This window comes from Candidatus Synechococcus spongiarum SH4 (assembly GCF_000586015.1).
Lineage (GTDB): Bacteria > Cyanobacteriota > Cyanobacteriia > PCC-6307 > Cyanobiaceae > Synechococcus_B > Synechococcus_B spongiarum_F.
Map to the genome: position 1 here is coordinate 1 of NZ_JENA01000233.1, position 2,543 is coordinate 2,543.

Here is a 2,543-nt window from a genome sequence, read left to right on the forward strand (position 1 = left end):
TTTGCCCGCACCGGGGATCCCCTGGGGTATGTGCAGGGGCGTCAAGTATTGGCCCTGGTGAAGGCTGTTGTGGCCCTGCAGCGGGACCATGGCGACCGCCAGAGTCGCCGCCACGCCCGCCTCAAGTACCTGCTTCACGACCGGGGCATGGATTGGTTCAAGGCCAGCCTCTCCCACTATTTCCATGGGGACGTCCGGCCCCTGCGGAAAGAGTCCGCCCGGAGGCTGGAGCACTACCTGGGCTGGCAACGGCAGGGGGATGGCCTGTGGTTTGTGGGCCTGCCGGTGATGACGGGGCGCGTGGCCGGCCCCCTCAAAGACACCCTGCGGGAACTGGTGCAGCGTTACCAGTTGGAGTTGCGCGTCACCCCCAATCAGGACATTCTGCTCTGCGGCATTGCCCCCAGCCAGAAGCGGGATGTTCAGGACCGCCTGGACGCCGTTGGCTTGCAACAATCCGCCATGGGGGAGCCCACCGCCTCCCACGGGATTGCCTGCCCTGCCCTGCCCACCTGTGGTCTGGCCATCACCGAGTCGGAGCGCGCCTTCCCCGAGGTGCTGGCCCGCTTTGACGCCCTGCGCCGGAGCCTGGGCATTCAACAGCCCCTGCTGGTGCGCATGACCGGCTGCCCCAACGGCTGCAGCCGGCCCTACATGGCCGAGGTGGGGCTGGTGGGCAGTGGGGCTGGTTACTATCAACTCTGGCTGGGGGGGACCCCTGGCCTCACCACCTTGGCCCGCCCTGTGCTGGATCGGCTGCCCCTGGCGGATCTGGAAACCATCCTCCGCCCGGTGTTGAGCTGCTGGGTCCGGACCGCAGCCACAAAAAGCTTTGGCGCCTTCTGCCAGGATTACACCACCGAGGAATTGCGGGACCTGCTGGGGCCGCGCCCGTGATGGGCCAGCGGTGACACCATCTCACTCAATCCAGGTTCAGGATCTCCTGCGTACTTCTCCGGCGCGCAGTATCCCTGGCTGCGTACTCATCAAGGCATCGGCCCTGTTGCACAAAAAGGCAATCCATATAGTCTGATCCCGCAACCAAGGCTGCCCGGATGGCTTTGGCCGCCGGCGCCGTCTTGCTCTCGCTGGAGTCTTTGCTGTAGTTGAAGGTTTTGGCAACCCCAAGAAACAGGGCGCCAGCGCCCCGTTCGTTCCCTATTGTATCGTCAATGACCGTTGCCAACGGCTCCAGTGAACCCTCCTGCCGGTTCACCTGGGCAGTGTTCGTTGCTGTTCCCTCAACTGTCGTGGACCCGAGAATGTTTCCCGTACCCCCAGACTCCCCACCATCACGGTCAGGATCAGGGAAAAGATGGATGTTGTGCCCATGGCTCCAACCACCGTAAGCGACTGCACCATAGCGGGCCTTCGGCCTGGCCGATCCGCTAGGGTCAGGACTCATAACCAGAAGATGAGAGTGGCGGCGAGGAGGACGGCAGAGTAGAAAATATGGGCACAGCGGTCGTAGCGGGTGGCAATGCGGCGCCAGTCCTTCAGCTTGGCGAAGAGGTTCTCAACCTTATGGCGCATTTTGTAAAGCCTCCTGCTGTAAGGGACCTTCTTGTTACGGTTCCGTCTGGATGGGATGCAGGGAGTGATGCCTTGCCCCAGCAGGCGGGAGCGGATCTTGTTGCTGTCATACCCCTTGTCTCCAATCAATACCCTCGCCTCTGGAAGATCTTGCAGCAGCACGTCAGCACCGGTGAAGTCGCTGCATTGCCCTGGGCTGAGGTGAGGGCGGACAGGTCGTCCTTTACCGTCACACACCACATGCAGCTTGCTGGTCAGTCCCCCTTTGGTGCCACCAATCAAGCGCGGTGCAGCGCCCCCTTTTTGAGGCTGCAGGCCGTGGGATGGGCTTTGACATAGGTGGCATCCACCATCAGCACCTTTTCCGGCTCTGCACCAGCCGCCGGCTCTGTACCGGCGGATCGTGACAACTCGGAGAAGATCAACTGGAAGATGCCTTTCTCTGACCAGCGGCGGCAGCGGTTGTAGAGGGTTTTGTAGAGTCCATAGGCGGCTGGGGCATCCACCCATCGCAAGCCGTGACGCTGGACGTAGATGATGCCGCTCAATACCTTGCGGTCCTCCACACGGCTCACCCCGCGAGACTTGGGAAAGAAGGGCTTGATCCTCTCAAGCTGTTCCTCACTGAGCCAGAACAAACCCTCCATCCTTCCTCCTCCTGTAGGTCTCTCCGGGGGGTCCCCTCACCGGAGGGGATCTCTTCCCATCTTATGGGTCTTGACCCTAGGCCCAAATGACGATGTCCGGCCCCATTGGCCCCCTGTCCCATGGGTTCACAAGCAAGCAAGCCAAGATGAAGACAGGTAAGGCGTCAAGAATTGTGAACTTCGGAGAGAAGGAAGATGGAACATGATTGACGGATCAGTTGGTCAGGTTGTAGTATTCCTCTCAGAGCATCAGTTTCCCCCCTACCTATGGGCATTTCAATCACGGCTGCCGGCAGATTCGGGAAAGTCTCCATGGCCCCAGGGAAGGGGATGGGCAGGAACGTGGCGGAAAAACGTCGCCGG

The 2,543-nt window shown here is 61.3% G+C and carries 3 protein-coding genes; 1 reads left to right on the forward strand and 2 read right to left on the reverse strand.

Features of this window, described 5'->3' with window-relative positions; genetic code table 11:
* Window positions 1–897, forward strand: an 897-nt coding sequence (locus tag BG35_RS0108985; RefSeq protein ID WP_025782553.1) for a ferredoxin-like domain-containing protein, incomplete at its 5' end; no start/stop codon positions are given.
* A gap of 25 nt (window positions 898–922) precedes the next feature.
* On the opposite strand, the gene BG35_RS0108990 is transcribed toward BG35_RS0108985, so the two are convergent.
* Together BG35_RS0108990 and BG35_RS12490 are read right to left on the reverse strand one after the other, a co-directional pair.
* A complete protein-coding gene (locus BG35_RS0108990) occupies window positions 923–1,216 on the reverse strand; it encodes a hypothetical protein (protein WP_025782554.1) in 294 nt (97 codons plus the stop codon).
* Between the two features lie 185 nt (window positions 1,217–1,401).
* Window positions 1,402–2,180 (reverse strand): IS5 family transposase gene (locus tag BG35_RS12490; protein WP_152535263.1). Its coding sequence is split into 2 segments (ribosomal slippage): window positions 1,402–1,832 and window positions 1,832–2,180, totalling 780 coding nucleotides; the frame shifts between segments, so codons are not numbered across the junction.
* Window positions 2,181–2,543 lie beyond the last annotated feature (363 nt).